The 13811-nt window shown below is 45.9% G+C and carries 17 protein-coding genes; 14 read left to right on the top strand and 3 right to left on the bottom strand.

Annotation, left to right across the window (positions count from 1 at the left end):
• Positions 1-7: 7 nt before the first annotated feature.
• From JOD02_RS10605 to pgeF, 13 genes are all read left to right on the top strand, one after another.
• Complete coding sequence (locus tag JOD02_RS10605; protein ID WP_204489390.1) at positions 8-790, top strand: cell division protein FtsQ/DivIB; 783 nt, start codon at positions 8-10, stop codon at positions 788-790.
• Positions 787-1515, top strand: a complete 729-nt coding sequence (locus JOD02_RS10600; protein ID WP_204489388.1) for a DUF881 domain-containing protein — start codon at positions 787-789, stop codon at positions 1513-1515. Before JOD02_RS10605 ends, JOD02_RS10600 begins: the two co-directional genes overlap by 4 nt.
• Before the next feature lie 10 nt (positions 1516-1525).
• Complete coding sequence (locus JOD02_RS10595; RefSeq protein WP_204489386.1) at positions 1526-2269, top strand: DUF881 domain-containing protein; 744 nt, start codon at positions 1526-1528, stop codon at positions 2267-2269.
• Positions 2241-2621, top strand: coding sequence for a small basic family protein (locus JOD02_RS10590; RefSeq protein WP_394355763.1), 381 nt, complete (start codon positions 2241-2243; stop codon positions 2619-2621). The genes JOD02_RS10595 and JOD02_RS10590 overlap by 29 nt, the downstream gene beginning before the upstream one ends.
• 274 nt (positions 2622-2895) lie before the next feature.
• Positions 2896-3966 (top strand): cell division protein FtsZ, encoded by a 1071-nt coding sequence (ftsZ, locus tag JOD02_RS10585; protein ID WP_204489385.1) that lies wholly within the window; start codon positions 2896-2898, stop codon positions 3964-3966.
• A 202-nt stretch (positions 3967-4168) separates the two neighbouring features.
• The gene (spoIIGA, locus tag JOD02_RS10580; RefSeq protein ID WP_204489383.1) at positions 4169-5077 is read left to right on the top strand and encodes a sigma-E processing peptidase SpoIIGA; all 909 of its coding nucleotides are present in this window, start codon (positions 4169-4171) and stop codon (positions 5075-5077) included.
• A 39-nt stretch (positions 5078-5116) separates the two neighbouring features.
• A complete protein-coding gene (gene sigE, locus JOD02_RS10575) occupies positions 5117-5824 on the top strand; it encodes an RNA polymerase sporulation sigma factor SigE (RefSeq protein ID WP_279380699.1) in 708 nt (235 codons plus the stop codon).
• 95 nt (positions 5825-5919) lie between these two features.
• A complete protein-coding gene (gene sigG / locus JOD02_RS10570; RefSeq protein WP_204489380.1) occupies positions 5920-6693 on the top strand; it encodes an RNA polymerase sporulation sigma factor SigG in 774 nt (257 codons plus the stop codon).
• Positions 6694-6840: 147 nt separating this feature from the next.
• Entirely contained in the window at positions 6841-7092 is a 252-nt protein-coding gene (locus JOD02_RS10565; protein ID WP_204489378.1) for a YlmC/YmxH family sporulation protein, read from the top strand.
• Between the two features lie 169 nt (positions 7093-7261).
• Positions 7262-7594, top strand: a complete 333-nt coding sequence (locus JOD02_RS10560; RefSeq protein WP_204489377.1) for a nucleotidyltransferase family protein — start codon at positions 7262-7264, stop codon at positions 7592-7594.
• Positions 7591-7788, top strand: coding sequence for a HepT-like ribonuclease domain-containing protein (locus JOD02_RS10555; RefSeq protein WP_204489375.1), 198 nt, complete (start codon positions 7591-7593; stop codon positions 7786-7788). The genes JOD02_RS10560 and JOD02_RS10555 overlap by 4 nt, the downstream gene beginning before the upstream one ends.
• Positions 7789-7945: 157 nt before the next feature.
• Positions 7946-8416: a transcriptional regulator NrdR gene (nrdR, locus tag JOD02_RS10550; RefSeq protein ID WP_204489427.1), complete on the top strand. Its 471-nt coding sequence runs from the start codon at positions 7946-7948 to the stop codon at positions 8414-8416.
• A 17-nt stretch (positions 8417-8433) separates the two neighbouring features.
• Complete coding sequence (gene pgeF / locus JOD02_RS10545) at positions 8434-9267, top strand: peptidoglycan editing factor PgeF (protein WP_204489425.1); 834 nt, start codon at positions 8434-8436, stop codon at positions 9265-9267.
• Positions 9268-9377: 110 nt separating this feature from the next.
• Here the strand turns inward: pgeF and ychF are convergent, their stop codons facing one another.
• From ychF to JOD02_RS10530, 3 genes are all read right to left on the bottom strand, one after another.
• Positions 9378-10472, bottom strand: coding sequence for a redox-regulated ATPase YchF (ychF, locus tag JOD02_RS10540; protein ID WP_204489374.1), 1095 nt, complete (start codon positions 10470-10472; stop codon positions 9378-9380).
• 149 nt (positions 10473-10621) lie between these two features.
• Positions 10622-12073: an IS200/IS605 family accessory protein TnpB-related protein gene (locus JOD02_RS10535; protein ID WP_204489372.1), complete on the bottom strand. Its 1452-nt coding sequence runs from the start codon at positions 12071-12073 to the stop codon at positions 10622-10624.
• Positions 12054-12647: an IS607 family transposase gene (locus JOD02_RS10530; RefSeq protein WP_204489370.1), complete on the bottom strand. Its 594-nt coding sequence runs from the start codon at positions 12645-12647 to the stop codon at positions 12054-12056. Before JOD02_RS10530 ends, JOD02_RS10535 begins: the two co-directional genes overlap by 20 nt.
• A 251-nt stretch (positions 12648-12898) precedes the next feature.
• On the opposite strand from JOD02_RS10530, the gene JOD02_RS10525 reads away from it, so the two are divergent.
• On the top strand, positions 12899-13537 hold the full coding sequence (locus JOD02_RS10525) for a DUF4350 domain-containing protein (protein WP_341534579.1): 639 nt from the start codon (positions 12899-12901) through the stop codon (positions 13535-13537).
• Positions 13538-13811 lie beyond the last annotated feature (274 nt).

Below are 13811 nucleotides of genomic sequence, written 5' to 3'. Positions count from 1 at the left end.
GAGCTTTATGGGAAACGGAAGAAAAAAGGGGTTATTCCTGCTATTGTTTTTGTTGGTAGTACTGGTTGTAATGGTGTATATTGGAACAGAGGTGTTCCAAGTAAAAAAGGTGACCGTAACAGGTAATCAAAACATAAAAGATGACGATATTATTAGAATAGCAGGAATACCCGCAGGTCAAAATATTTTTAAAATAGATAGAAAGCAAATAAAAGAAAATGTTGAAAGTAATCCCCTTTTAAAGGTTTTAAATATATATTTTAAATACCCTGATGAGGTTATTATAAATGTGGAAGAGAGAAAGCCGGTGGCGGCCATACCCTACCTGGGGTCTTATGTCGTCATCGACATAGAAGGCCATGTAATGGAGATACGCAGTGACCTAGAGGACATGCCTTATCCTCTGGTACAGGGGTTAAGCTTGCGGGGTTGCACCATCGGGAAACCACTTTCGGTTGCTGATTGGTACCAGATGAAGGCTTTAAGCCGTGTACTGGAAGAGATATACAGGCAGCACTTGGAGGGGGATATTTCGGAGGTCATTGTGGATAATCCAAATGATATTTACCTTGTTTCTCGAAACGGCACGCTCATAAGGCTGGGACAAGCTATAGAGGTTGATAAGAAGTTGAAATGGCTTAAAACCCCCAATTTCCATCAAATTGACAGCACGGGAGCAAGTGGTATACTGGATGTGAGCATCTCAAACCAGGCCATATTCAAACCTCTAGAGCATAAATCAGATAAAGGAAAAGCTGAGAAAGAGCACGAGGAAGAGGTGAAACAATGAGAAAATCCTTAAGCGCCCAATTATCTATAACCCTTGTGAGCTTGATACTGGGACTGGCTTTGGCTGCACAATTCAAAAATGTACAGAGGGTTGGTGGAAGCGTTTCGCTGCAGCGTACCCAGGAGCTCACCCAGCAGGTGCAGCGGTTAAGGCAAGAAAATGAGGCGTTGGAGGCGCGTATAGAGGAATATGAGAAGAGGATAAGGGAGTTTGAAAACGCCGTTCAGAGCGAGGGTGAGAGCAATAGGCTGATTTACGAGGAGCTGGAACGCACAAGGATGCTGGCCGGGCTGGTGGACCTTCAAGGGCCCGGCGTGGTGGTGACCGTCGATGTCAAGTATGTTGGTGAGTGGGGTCAGGACGCCATTGTCCAGAATGTGCGCTACGATGACCTGCTGAAGCTGGTTAACGAGCTCAATGCTGCCGGTGCAGAGGCCATTGCTATAAACGGCGAGAGGGTCATAGCCACCACCGAAATACGGAATGCGGGGGACTATATAGTCATAAACACCAATCGTTACTCGGCGCCTTTCGAGATAAGGGCCATTGGGAACCCCGACACGCTGGAGGCTGCCCTTAAGCTGCTGGGTGGGGTTGCCGACGACCTTGGGGTGTACCTGCAGATCAACATCAAAAGGGTGGACAACATCAGGATCCCCAGATACAGAGGGACTTTTCAATACAAGTTTGCAAAGCCGGTTCAGGACACCGGTACCAAGGGTTGAGGGATAGGGCATGAAGACGAGGAAGGACTTATTGATTTTAAGCTTTATGGTCATGCTTTTGAGCTTCTTCATTGTAAAGTGCTTTGATAAGCAGAGGATAGGCTATGATATTGGGGTTGCCACTTCGGCGTACAAGATCCAGGAGCTTATAAGCCAGCTTAAAGCTCTGCAGGAGACAAACCGCCAGCTAAAAGAAGGGTTGCGCCAAAAAGAGGCTGTGCTCAATAAATACGAGGCAGAGGCTACAGAAAAGTTATATAAGGGTGAGGAGGTCAGAAAGCAGCTTGAGCAGGCGAGGGTCCTGGCAGGGCTTACCGACCTTGAAGGGCCGGGAGTAGAGATTATACTCAATGATCGAAAAAAGGACACCATTATGCCGGAGGAGCACTATTCCATCTCAGACTTTATCGTCCACGACATAGACCTGTTGGAGGTGGTCAATGAGCTTAAAGCGGCGGGCGCTGAGGCCATTGCCATAAACGGCGCAAGGATACTGGCGACATCCAGGATAAGCTGTGGAGGCCCTACCATCACGGTGGGTGCCAACCAGCGGTTTGCGCCGCCGTTTGTCATCCATGCCATTGGTGATCCCAATGCGCTGGCCGACTATTTCAAAAGGCCGGACAGCATTTATCATATACTGACGTTCTATGGCCTGGAGTTCAGCATCAAGAAATTGGACAATGTAAAGATACCGCGTTATTATGGCAAAGTAGATTTCAATTATGCCGTGCCTGTCGAAGGAGGTGAGTAAATTGTTGTTGCCCCTCATCGGCGTTTTGCTGGGCATAATACTGGGGCTGGTCTTGCCCATACATATACCCATGGCGTATTCGTCCTATATGTCAATTGCTGTTCTTGCGGCTTTGGACTCGGTTTTCGGCGGGATACGGGCCAGCCTGGAGCAAAAGTTTGAACCAGATGCCTTTATATCCGGCTTTTTTGGCAATGCGTTTTTGGCTGCCGGCCTGGCCTATATAGGAGACAGGCTGGATGTGCCCATATACCTGGCAGCCATATTTGCCTTTGGCACAAGGCTTTTCCAGAATTTCGCTTTAATCAGGCGCCACCTTTTAAATCGCTGGCGTGAAAGAATCAGGCAATGATTTAATAAAAATTGTCATAAAAAGATTTAATTTTATTCAATTATATGGTAACATACTAGTATAATCAATTATTTGCTTTATATTGGTAGAGGACATGCTTTATAAATGAGGCAGTTTAGGTGGTAAGGGCAGACCACATAAAATGGGGCGAGTATTGGTTAAATGGACTGGTTTGTAAATTATCGGCTGGTGAGTTGTTACATCGGCAAATATGCTTTCAAATATAAACGGCAGGCCATTGGAATCTTTCAGGTTGTAAAGGGGAGGGTGTATTTTGATAGAGTTTGATATTGATATGGAACAGTTTGCTGAAATCAAGGTGGTAGGGGTAGGGGGCGGCGGAAACAACGCTGTCAACAGGATGATACAGTTTGGCCTCAAAGGGGTAGAATTTATAGCAGTAAATACCGATAAGCAGGCTTTGTACGCTTCGCAGGCCAATCAAAAGATACAGATTGGCGAAAAGCTGACCAAGGGGTTGGGTGCCGGCGCCAATCCCGAAATTGGGCAAAGGGCAGCGGAGGAGAGCCGTGAAGAGATTGCTCAAGCGATCAAAGGCGCTGATATGATATTTATAACGGCCGGTATGGGTGGGGGTACGGGAACGGGGGCTGCCCCGGTTATTGCCGAAATTGCCAAGGAGCTGGGCATCTTAACCGTAGGGGTAGTTACCAAGCCTTTTTCGTTTGAAGGCAGGCAGAGGATGCTTAACGCCGAAAAGGGCATCCAGGAGCTCAAGCAAAGGGTTGATACCCTGATCACCATACCCAATGACAAGCTGTTGCAGATCGTCGAAAAGCGCACGTCCATACTGGAGGCTTTCAGGATAGCCGACGATGTGTTGAGGCAGGGCGTGCAGGGCATCTCGGACCTCATAGCCGTTCCGGGCCTTATCAATTTGGATTTTGCCGACGTGAGGACTATCATGAAGGAGAAAGGGTTGGCGCACATGGGCATTGGCAGGGCCAGCGGCGAAGGGCGTGCTTTGGAGGCGGCAAAGCAGGCCATACAAAGTCCGCTGCTTGAGACCACCATTGAAGGCGCGCGGGGCGTATTGCTGAACATAACGGGGGGCGAGAATTTAAGCCTTTATGAGGTCAACGAGGCGGCAGAGCTGGTGGCGCAGGCTGCAGACCCCGATGCCAATATAATCTTTGGAGCGGTGATCGACGAGAGCCTGCAGGACGAAATACGGATTACCGTCATAGCTACCGGGTTTGAGGAGAAAAATAAAAGGGATGAAGGCAAAAAGAAGATAGAGAGAGCGGCAGAAAAGCTGTTTTCAAGCCCCAGGGACGACGATGACCTTGATATACCTATATTTTTGAGGCGAACCAGGGGATAAAAGAGTTTGAGCAATTTATATAGGCCACCCTATTGATTGTCGATAGGGTGGCTTATATGTTTGTTGTAAAATGCAAAAATAAAGGGGATTATGATTGAAGGGCACTTTATTGTCGTTTATTTTTTGGTTTTAAAAGACCTATTTTTACAAATTTTTAAACATGCCCTGCTTTATAATAAAGGCAAGCGTAAGGGGAATGGGGATGTTCCATGGGGTAGAGTACAGGTATGTGGATGTACTGTGGCTGGATAATTTCGTCATGAACTTTTCTATATTGTGGATTACATTAAAGGTATCCAGGGTAAAAGGCTCTTTTTGGAGGTTGTGGACTTCGGCGGGGATAGGCGCGCTGTACGCCATCATATTCTTTATACCGGGATTTGAGGTTTTGCACAGCTTTTTCTTGAAAATGGCTCTATCTTTGGTGATGGTGCTGGTGGCGTTTAAAGTGAGCTCATTTAAGGATTTTTTGAGGGCATGGGCTTTCTTTTATGCCGTTACCTTTGTTTTTGGAGGTGTTGCTCTAGGCTTATATTTTTTTACCCAGGAGTCCGTGGTTACAGACAAAGGCATTTTTGTGATGAAGGATTATCCAGTGAGCAAGCTGATGGTGGCCGTTCTGCTTTCGGGCACATTGATGCGTGCCATGTGGCGGTTTGTCCGCCTGCATATCCCAAAAGACCAGCTCCTCTATAAAGTAAAAATACAGCTTGGTGATAAAGAAACCATAGTAGATGCGCTGCTTGATACAGGCAATATGCTGCTTGACCCATTGAGCAAGCACCCGGTTATGATAGTGGAGCTTTCGAAGATTGAAGACCTGCTGCCCCCGGAAGTGCGGATGATGCTGGCCGTATGCCAAAAAGGTGAGATACAGTCAGCTGTGCAGGTTGTAAGCCAGTCAAAGTGGCTTGAGCGGGTCAGGGTGATCCCTTATGTTTCGGTTGGGAACTCAAACGGCGTATTGATAGGCCTTAAGCCTGACGGCGTCATGGTATTGAAAGGCGGGGAATGGCATGCTGTTGCAAACGTAATAGTAGGGCTATACAGCCATAAGTTGTCAAAGGATGAGCATTATCACGCTTTAGTTCATCCGGAGATGGTGGCTTGAAAGGAGGGATAAAAAATGTCGCCTTTCAAAAGGCTCACCATGCGATACTATTTTTTCATAATGAAGCTTCTTGTCAAGTTTCCGCAGCTTAAAAGCCTGCCCATATTTTATATAAGTGGGAGCGAAGCCCTTCCGCCCCCGCTTACCGATGAAGAGGAGGATCAACTGCTTCACAGGTTGGAAAAGGGGGATACTTCTGTAAAGAGCACCCTGATCGAGCGAAACTTAAGGCTGGTGGTGTATATTGCCAGAAAGTTTGAAAATACAAAGGTTGGCGTGGAAGACTTGGTCTCGATAGGCACCATCGGGCTTATCAAAGCGGTCAACACCTTTGACCCAACCAAAAGGATCAAGCTGGCCACTTATGCCTCAAGATGCATAGAAAACGAGATCCTGATGTATTTGAGAAGGAATTGCAAGGTAAGGTCAGAGGTATCCTTCGATGAGCCGTTGAATGTGGATTGGGATGGGAATGAACTGCTGCTTTCCGACATCCTTGGCACAGACAACGACCTGGTGTATAAGAATATAGAGGACCAGGTGGAGAGGCAGCTGCTTGACATGGCCATCAACAAGCTCTCGAAAAGGGAGAAGCGCATAGTTGAGCTGAGGTTTGGCTTGAAAAGCGGCAAGGAAAAGACGCAGAAAGAGGTGGCCGATATGCTTGGGATCTCCCAATCGTACATATCGCGGCTGGAAAAAAGGATAATAAAAAGGTTAAAAAAGGAAATTAGTCGCATGGTGTGAGGCTGAATAAAATCCTCTGTCCAAGGTAATACTTTCAATAGAATTTGTTCCAAAGGTATGGACAACATCGTAAAAAGGGATGGAGGATTTTTGGTATGGCGGCAAACAAAGTTGAGATTTGCGGAGTTGACACTTCGAAGTTGCCCGTGCTCTCCAATGAGAAGATGCGCGAACTGCTTGAACGTATGCGGGCAGGCGATAAGAGCGCAAGGGATGAATTCATACAGGGGAACCTCAGGCTGGTATTGAGCGTCATTCAAAGGTTTAATAACCGCGGAGAAAACATAGATGACCTTTTTCAAGTAGGGTGTGTCGGACTCATTAAGGCTATTGATAATTTTGACCTTTCCCAAAATGTGAAGTTTTCAACCTATGCGGTACCCATGATCATAGGGGAGATAAGGCGGTATCTCAGGGACAACAATTCCATAAGGGTTAGCCGCTCCTTGAGGGATATAGCATATAAGGCGCTACAGGTGAGAGACCAGCTCATAAGCAAAAATTCCAGGGAGCCAACCATAACCGAGATTGCCAATGAGCTTAACCTTCCCAGGGAAGAGGTGGTGTTTGCCCTTGATGCCATACAGGACCCGATCTCGCTGTTTGAGCCTATATATCACGATGGGGGCGATGCCATCTACGTCATGGATCAAGTAAAGGACGAAAAGAACGAGGACGACAGCTGGCTTGAAGGTATCGCTTTGAGGGAGGCCATGAAAAAGCTCAACGAGAGGGAAAAGCTCATATTGACCCTGAGGTTTTTTGAGGGCAGGACCCAGGTAGAGGTGGCCAAGGAGATAGGCATTTCGCAGGCTCAGGTGTCAAGGCTTGAGAAGACCGCACTGGCACATATGAGGAAGTATATATAAAAAGGGATTTAAGATGGGCTGCGCTAGGAGAAGCCATGGTCATCCATGGCTTCTCTTTTTTTGCCCAGGGGCTTGTGTCATTTTTAAGCTGCCGCCTGAATAAGATTTATTGAACAAAAAACGCGGATAAGGTTGGGGGAGATTTACATGGAGAAGACTTCTGACTTCAGGCAAAAAGAGGTTATAAACATAAGGGACGGCAAGCGATTGGGCGTGATAATAGATATGGAGTTTGACCTGCAAAGCGGCAGGATCACGGCCATTGTGGTGCCCGGCCCCAGCCGCTGGCTGGGATTTTTAAAAGGCGACCAGGACCTGGTCATCCCCTGGGAGAACATAAAGAAGATAGGGGACGACGTCATACTTGTGGATGTCGACCCATCTATTACGAAAAGGTGAAGGCGATGTGGTTTTGGATGTGCCAGAAGGTTGGCAAATTAAATTAAGTATGTTTACCTTATGAGGCTGTATGATATATAATAGTATCAAAGAAAACAAGAAAAAAGGAGGGAATGAGCGCATTTCTCTCCGTTTTTTCAAAGTGGAGTGCCCTGCGCTCGTATATTGAATGGAAGAATTACGCGGGTTAGATAGAAATGAACAGCAAATCAAAACATTGGAGGATATTATAAAAGTTTTGAAAGCACATAGTAAGGAAATAGCAGAAAAATATGGAATAAAGAGCATAAGGGTTTTTGGCTCTTATGTAGAAGGAAAGCAGAAAGAAACAAGTGATCTTGATTTGATAGTGGTTTTTGAAGAAACGCCTTCTCTTATTGAACTTGTGCAGATTGAAGAAGAGCTCGGCAGGATGGTTGGTGTAAAAGTGGATTTACTAACAGAAGAAGCGATAAGTCCATTTATAAAACCTTATATAAGGGAAGTTGAGGTATTGTCATGAAAAAAGTTGAACCTTACCTTAAACACATTTTGCAAGAGTGTGAATTTCTTATAGAGAAGTCTGAAGGTTTGGAGTATGAGAAGTTTATTAATGACCCTGTACTGACGCGGGCTTTTGTCAGGAGTCTAGAAATAATTGGTGAAGCAGTAAAAAATATCCCTCAAGATTTCAGAGAAAAATATTATGAATTTTGAAAATCTACCGCTGTAATGATTTAAAAAAGAGGTATCTCAGGTTGTCCTAAATACCGCCTGTCGGGGATGGGGCAGCCTTTTAGAAGGCGGATTATAAATACCCTGACCATCTAAACCAAGGCGTATATGCAGGGTTTAGATGTCTGATTGGCTGACCATGAAGTGTCCTTTCTGTTACCACATGGAGAGCAAGGTGGTGGACTCTCGACCCACCGATGAAGGCTTTACCATTCGCAGGCGGCGGGAGTGCACAAACTGCGGCAAACGTTTTACCACTTATGAAAAAATTGAACAAATGCCGGTGTTTGTAGTCAAGAAAGACGGGAGAAGGGAATCCTTTGACAGGGACAAGATCATGAAGGGGTTGCTCAAGGCCTGCGAGAAAAGGCCTGTCTCCCTTAAGGATTTAGAAGCCTTGGTGCAGGATGTGGAAAAGCAGATATTCAATTCCCTGGAGCAGGAGGTCACCAGCCAGCAGATCGGACAGATGGTGATGGAAAGGCTGAAGAAGCTGGACGAGGTGGCCTATGTGCGCTTTGCCTCGGTGTACAGGCAGTTTAAAGATATAAATACCTTTATGGAAGAGTTGAACAAGCTTTTGAAGGAAAAGATGAATCAAGGTGAGTGAAGGGAACGTTGAATGGCATGGAGTTTGGTACAGGATTTAAGCTTCAGGAGCGTCAGGGCGTCTGGTACTGCGTCATACCCGGTTTTGAGCGCACAGGCCTGGTAAAACATGGGTTTAGCACGCGAAAGGGCGGCGTAAGTGGTGGGCGGTACAGCACGTTAAACCTGGGTTTTAAGAAAGGCGATTCACACCAGGCGGTTATGGAAAACTTCTTGAGGTTTTGCCGCGCAGTTGGAATAGGCCCACATAATACAGTGTTTTCCGACCAGGTGCACGGCGACAACGTCGTTGTGGTTGGTGCTAAAGACAGGGGTAAGGGAGCTTTTAAGGAGAGCGATATTCGACAGGTGGACGGCCTTATAACCGGGGAGTCGCAGGTTGCCCTGGTGACCTTTTATGCTGATTGTGTGCCCATATTTTTGTTGGACCATGTCCGTAAAGTCATAGCCTTAAGCCATGCAGGCTGGAAGGGTACCTTGGCCTGTATAGGCAAAAAGACGCTGGAAGCCATGCACAGGGAGTTTGGCACGCGACCACAGGACTGTTTGGTGGGAATTGGTCCCTCTATTGGCCCTTGCTGCTTTGAGGTGGACCTTCCGGTGGCACAGCAATTTGTTCAGGCCTTTGATAAGTATAGGGATATAATAATAAAGCCCGGCTTTGAACCGGGGAAGTATTACATAGACCTATGGATGGCAAATGCCCTTCAATTGAAAGAAGCAGGTATACCGGCACAGAATATAACGGTATCTGGCATGTGTACTAGCTGCCATCAGGACTTGTTTTTTTCCCATCGCCGGGACAAAGGCGATACCGGCAGAATGGCAGCTATATTGATGCTAGAGGGGTGAACCAAGCAAGCAGCTGCACTGCCATGCCCTGCTCTTCATGCTGTTATACATTGAAGTGGAACAGTTAGCTCGAGTACAGGTACAGCCTTGATACAGCAGGCAACCTGTTTTTATACATTGAAGCGAAACAGCACCACGTCGCCGTCCTGTATGATATAGTCTTTGCCTTCCGACCTTACCAGCCCTTTTTCCTTTGCAGCCGTATAAGACCCAACAGCCACCAGCGTTTCATATGGTATGACCTCGGCTTTGATGAACCCTCTCTCAAAGTCGCTGTGGATTTTACCTGCGGCCTGTGGGGCTTTGGTGCCCTTTTTGATTGTCCAAGCCCTAACTTCTTTGGGGCCAGCAGTCAAAAAGCTTATGAGGCCCAGCAGGCTGTAGCATGCCGATACCAGTTTGTCAAGCCCCGAGCTTGTAAGCCCCATTTCCTGTAAGAATGCCTTTCTCTCCTGGTCATCTAGCTGAGCAATTTCTTCTTCCAGCTTGGCACATATCACTATTACCTGGGCGTTTTCCTTCTGAGCGTACTCCTTGACTTTTTTAACCAGCGGTGGGTCTTCTGCAGGGTCCAAGTCCTTTTCGGATATGTTTGCGGCGTATATCACGGGTTTTGAGGTGAGCAAAAACAATTGCCTTACAAGATCCTGCTGTTCCTCTGATAAGGCCAGGCTTCTTACCGGTATGCCCTTCTCGAGGTTTTCCTTTATATACTCCATCACCTGCAGCTTCTCTATGCTTTGTTTGTCGCCACTTTTCGCCATTTTTTGCACTTTTACCATCTGCTTTTCTAGGCTTTCCAGGTCAGCAAATATTAGCTCCAGGTTTATGATCTCTATATCGCGGATAGGGTCAACGCTTCCCTCCACATGGGTTATGTCTTCATCTTCAAAACACCTTACAACGTGGACGATGGCGTCCACTTCGCGTATGTGAGAGAGGAATTTGTTGCCCAGTCCCTCACCTTTGCTGGCGCCTTTGACCAAACCCGCAATGTCGACAAATTCTATGAATGCGGGGGTGACTCTTTCGGGGTTGTACATCTCGGCTAGCTTGTCCAGCCTGGGGTCTGGTACCGGTACCACCCCTACATTGGGCTCTATGGTGCAGAAGGGGTAATTTTCGGCCTGTGCTCCGGCTTTGGTTATGGCGTTGAAAAGGGTACTCTTTCCTACGTTGGGCAAACCTACGATTCCAAGCTTCATATCCGTATTCCTGGTCATCTAAACTGTACAAAACTGCACAAGTTTAGACGGCTGGGGTATTTCTTGCCGCCTTTCAAGTTATCCCATCCCCAGCAGGCGGTATTTGGGACAACCATAGCCCCTGCCCCAAGAAGCAGGAACTCACGCCCTTACCCGGGTCTCCCCACTTGCCCTGAGAACAATACTCCCCTCAGGACAGAGACATCTCTTAATACCCTCTCGGGAGAGAGTGGCGTTACCACCGCTACCTTGAGAACTCGCCAGGGCTTGTAGCTATCGCCACAGGCACTAATACTTGTTCCACCCAGAGGTATTAGTGCCTTCCCTGGCTCACTCCCAAAGCTTTTTATCAGTTTTATCGCTCTGTCTATCTCCTTTAGTTGCCTTTTCTTTAGTTGTTTGTTCTTAACCGTTCTCTTTACGTGCTCTTTTAGTTCCTCCAATTCATCAGCATCTAAATCTTTTAGAATTGCCATATACCCTTCGGGAATTTGCTCTTTTAACCCAAGTCCTCTTCTTGCTATAACATACGCTGCTGCCACGTCCTTGCCTATCATATACTGCGGTGCATACTTCAACATACCTATCACAGATGTATAGGCGGGATTAACCTCTATAACTTGTATACCCTTACGCTGGGCTAAAATCTTAACTTTATCCAGAAGCGACCGGTAACCGAAATTGTGCCTTATCCTCCTTGATTTCCTCCCCGAAAAGTCTCCTCTTTCCCCTCTGTCCCTTATGTCCAACCTCTCGATTACTATTGCTTTCCCCTTCTCTTCTGCTAACCTTACTACTTTATGGGCATATTGCCATCTGTAATACTCTCGCTTATCTGAATTACCGCTTCCAAGTTCCGGCATCGGTATCTTGCCGTAACTTACAAGCTGCCCATTCACATCCGCTTCTGCCCACGCTATGTGATTCGGATACGCGTTAATGTCTATGCCTACGACCCCATTTCCCTTCGTTACCACAGCTTCTGGAAAATCTTCTTCAATCGTAAAGTAGGCATATACATTGCCGTTCTTAAGCTTTAACTCCACCGAATAAGGTTCTCCACAAGTGCTGATCGCTTGCAGCAATCCCTCCCGGCTCTTTCCTCTCTTCCATCCCGCTTGTATCCTTGCATACGCATACTTTCTTTCTCCTACATTGATCCTTAGCCAGGTACCATTTCCGTCTATCTCAATCCTTGTGTTGAGGTTTCCTTTCTTGCTCCTGTCACCTCTTGAATAAAGATTGCCTTTCCTCCTCTCCTGCCACTCCTGTTTTAACTTCTTGTAGGCCTTACCGTTTATATGCCGTTTCTTGAGCTTCTCAAACAAACTCCTGCCACCAAATATAACCTTACTGGGGTTTTCGTCCCTTTCTCTGCAAGACTCTAAAACGCTCTTTGCCTTCATTATCGCATCATCTACGTACCTCGAATTTAAATTAAAAACCCCTTGAAGTTCTCTTTTGAGTTCGTTCCTGCTTTTGCCTTCTAAAAGCCTTTTGTATGCGAATCTTACGCAGGATGACCATCTTCTCATTAAATCCAGTACTGCTTGCTCATCTTCCTTGCTTGAAAAAGCAAGTTTAGCCTGTATTGTTATCATGTCTTTTACCACCTCTTTGCCCGTAAATCCTGGCGGCAAATGATGTAACTATTGCTATTAAGTCTTCTGCTAGCTCTTTGTTTACATCTTGTTCATTTTCTTCCCCATTTAAAACTATAAGTTCTACTCCAAAACTCTCCATGAAAAATTTAAGATATTCAAAACCAAACCTTGCCAGTCTATCAGGATGCTCTATTACAACTTTTTCAACTTCTCCTCTTTTTATCTTGTTCAGAAGCTTTAATAAACCTCTCCTGTTTTCATTTACCCCACTCGCTATTTCGGATATGACTTCATACTGCCAACCTCGCAAATTAGCATATTCTTCTAGCCTTCTAATCTGATTTTTAAGGTACTCTTCCTGCTTCTTTGTAGATACTCTGGCATATAAAATTACTTTCGGTTTCGATTTCTCTTCTATCATGCCTAACAACTTTTCTATATCTTCTTTTTTGTATCTTCTTCTTCCTTTTGGTGTCCTAATTGGAGTTATTAACCCTTCCTTTTCCCAATTTATTAATGTACTTCTGCTGATGTTGTATGTTTCTTTAACTTTTTGTATACTCAACAACATCAATAATCACCCAATTCAAATTATATCATTTTGTATTGTTATTTTCAACTGTTGTTACCTCCAGATACTGTTGATATAGGCGCTTACATTTGAAGAATTATATATTATTTGCACAAAATAATCAATGTCGAATTGCGCCCAGCGGCTATCGGGATTGCCTTGAAATGTTGAATAAAATGCCGTTTTTTGATATCATATGTTTGTACGTGAGGGCAAAAGCAACCACGTTCAGGGAGGGCGGTATTTTGAAGGTGGCATGGAGTAGCTCTCACGCTGAGTTTTTGATAAGCGATTCTTATTATTTTTCCACTTTGGAGCGAGAAAGCCGGAGAAAGGGCATAGAGATAGTAGAGGTTGCTGATTTCGATGAGCTGTTTTGTTATCCTGTGATAGTTTTCAACTACAGCGAAAAACCCTTCGATGAATTGGAAATAAAGGCCATCGAGAGAGCTGTTAAAAACGGTAAGCGGGTCATTTTTACCGCACACTTCAACAACAAGGATAACGTTGCCGAAATATGCAATGCGGTGAGTGAAAGGTTTGGAATGAAGCTCAAGAAGGACGAGGTCGTGGAGAAGGAGCATTTTGACCAAGGCGACTGCCGTATGGTGATCACTTCTAGAGTGGAAGCCTATGCCAATGGCGTAAATCAAGTGGTGTTCCCTTACAGCGCTCCCATAGAGGTGTTAACCCCTGATGTACGCATAATAGTGCGAGGGCAGGAATCAGCTTTCACCGGCTCGGGAGAAAGGGCGCCTGTAATGGCGGCCGAACGAAGGATGCCCTCAGGAGGAAGTTTGGTGGTGTGCGGCAGCTGCCTATTCTGGGACAACTATTCCATATTGCGAAAGGACAATTTGGCCTTTTCAATCAATTTGCTCAGCATGTGATATGGATGCTTTTGTCTTTGGGCGCTTTATCATAAAAGCTGCTCTGCGGGAAAAACTAAAAATGAGGATTACTTGAATCAACAAAAGAGGGTATTGACAAGGAGAGGGCGTGTATGATAATCCATAACGGTCGTTGGCCAAGGGAGCTGATGGCGGCTTAAGAGAGCATAATAAAAGGAACAAAAAAAGGGTATTGACAAAGGTAAGATGATTTGGTAGTATATAATTCGCCGCTCTGGGGAGGGCGGTGGGGGAATGGTCCTTGAAAACTGAA

The sequence above is a fragment of the Caldicoprobacter guelmensis genome (assembly GCF_016908415.1).
Taxonomy (GTDB): domain Bacteria; phylum Bacillota; class Clostridia; order Caldicoprobacterales; family Caldicoprobacteraceae; genus Caldicoprobacter; species Caldicoprobacter guelmensis.
The sequence above is the reverse complement of the archived record's forward strand: the minus strand, read 5'-3'. Positions and strand labels throughout refer to the sequence as shown.

Coding starts and splice junctions, on each gene's coding strand:
- JOD02_RS10600 (WP_204489388.1), top strand. CDS start 787: ATGAGAAAATCCTTAAGCGCCCAATTATCTATAACCCTTGTGAGCTTG.
- JOD02_RS10590 (WP_394355763.1), top strand. CDS start 2,241: ATGCCGTGCCTGTCGAAGGAGGTGAGTAAATTGTTGTTGCCCCTCATC.
- nrdR (WP_204489427.1), top strand. CDS start 7,946: ATGAAGTGTCCTTTCTGTTACCACATGGAGAGCAAGGTGGTGGACTCT.
- spoIIGA (WP_204489383.1), top strand. CDS start 4,169: ATGTTCCATGGGGTAGAGTACAGGTATGTGGATGTACTGTGGCTGGAT.
- JOD02_RS10595 (WP_204489386.1), top strand. CDS start 1,526: ATGAAGACGAGGAAGGACTTATTGATTTTAAGCTTTATGGTCATGCTT.
- sigG (WP_204489380.1), top strand. CDS start 5,920: ATGGCGGCAAACAAAGTTGAGATTTGCGGAGTTGACACTTCGAAGTTG.
- pgeF (WP_204489425.1), top strand. CDS start 8,434: ATGGAGTTTGGTACAGGATTTAAGCTTCAGGAGCGTCAGGGCGTCTGG.
- sigE (WP_279380699.1), top strand. CDS start 5,117: ATGCGATACTATTTTTTCATAATGAAGCTTCTTGTCAAGTTTCCGCAG.
- JOD02_RS10565 (WP_204489378.1), top strand. CDS start 6,841: ATGGAGAAGACTTCTGACTTCAGGCAAAAAGAGGTTATAAACATAAGG.
- JOD02_RS10605 (WP_204489390.1), top strand. CDS start 8: ATGGGAAACGGAAGAAAAAAGGGGTTATTCCTGCTATTGTTTTTGTTG.
- JOD02_RS10530 (WP_204489370.1), bottom strand. CDS start 12,647: ATGTTGTTGAGTATACAAAAAGTTAAAGAAACATACAACATCAGCAGA.
- ychF (WP_204489374.1), bottom strand. CDS start 10,472: ATGAAGCTTGGAATCGTAGGTTTGCCCAACGTAGGAAAGAGTACCCTT.
- JOD02_RS10535 (WP_204489372.1), bottom strand. CDS start 12,073: ATGATAACAATACAGGCTAAACTTGCTTTTTCAAGCAAGGAAGATGAG.
- JOD02_RS10555 (WP_204489375.1), top strand. CDS start 7,591: ATGAAAAAAGTTGAACCTTACCTTAAACACATTTTGCAAGAGTGTGAA.
- JOD02_RS10560 (WP_204489377.1), top strand. CDS start 7,262: ATGGAAGAATTACGCGGGTTAGATAGAAATGAACAGCAAATCAAAACA.